This is a genomic window from Streptomyces sp. P9(2023) (assembly GCF_032436795.1).
GTDB lineage: Bacteria > Actinomycetota > Actinomycetes > Streptomycetales > Streptomycetaceae > Streptomyces.
Window position 1 is genome coordinate 1 of record NZ_JAUPWM010000548.1, and the last position, 265, is coordinate 265.

General features: G+C 43.4%; 1 protein-coding gene. It reads right to left on the reverse strand.

Going from position 1 to position 265, the window contains the following annotated elements; all coding sequences use genetic code 11:
- The coding region (locus tag Q5762_RS38665; protein WP_315896995.1) for a DUF1116 domain-containing protein at window positions 1–265 on the reverse strand (265 nt) is incomplete at both ends.

Consider the following 265-nt stretch of genomic DNA (forward strand, 5'->3'; position numbering starts at 1 on the left):
GAACAAACCATTTACTGGGTTAGCGGGTGCTTGAAACCATTGATTTCCTGTACCTGACAACTGAATACCAAAGTTCACACCATTACGAGCCATAACAGTAACCATGGTACTGTTTGGCACGCCCTCAGCGGCTTTCATCATGCTTTTACAAGCAGCCATTGAGAGGTTCAGAAAGAAGTGATCATTACCTGTAACAAAGCTCATTACACGTTTAAGCACGCCTTGATCTTGATTAGTGGCGATCAGCGCTGGAATTAAATGCTTT